This window comes from Polaromonas sp. P1_G1, assembly GCF_056405595.1.
Map to the genome: position 1 here is coordinate 1 of NZ_JBFUBU010000148.1, position 527 is coordinate 527.

The 527-nt window shown below is 63.4% G+C and carries 1 protein-coding gene; it reads left to right on the plus strand.

Features of this window, described 5'->3' with window-relative positions; translation table 11 throughout:
- Positions 1 to 527, plus strand: a 527-nt coding sequence (locus tag AC1D1Y_RS26185; protein ID WP_477684919.1) for an electron transfer flavoprotein subunit beta/FixA family protein, incomplete at both ends; no start/stop codon positions are given.

Sequence of the window (527 nt, forward strand, 5' to 3'; positions counted from 1 at the left end):
CGCACCGCCATGGCCATAGGCGCCGACCGCGCCATCCTGGTCGAGACCGCCGAAGAACTGCAGCCCCTGGCCGTCGCCAAGCTGCTCAAGGCCCTGGTCGAAAAAGAACAACCCCAGCTCGTCATCCTTGGCAAGCAGGCCATTGACGACGACTGCAACCAGACCGGCCAGATGCTGGCCGCACTGCTGGGCTGGCCCCAGGCGACGTTTGCTTCCAAGGTCGAAGTCGAAGGCGGCATCGCCAAGGTCACGCGTGAAGTTGACGGTGGCCTGGAAACCCTTTCGCTGACGCTGCCGGCCATCATCACCACCGACCTGCGCCTCAACGAGCCGCGTTACGTCACCCTGCCCAACATCATGAAGGCCAAGAAAAAGCAGCTCGACAACATCAAGCCCGAAGAGCTCGGCGTCGACGTCAAGCCGCGCATCAAGACCCTGAAGGTCAGCGAGCCGCCCAAGCGCAGCGCCGGCATCAAGGTGGCCGACGTGGCCGCCCTGGTGGACAAGCTCAAGAACGAAGCCAAAGT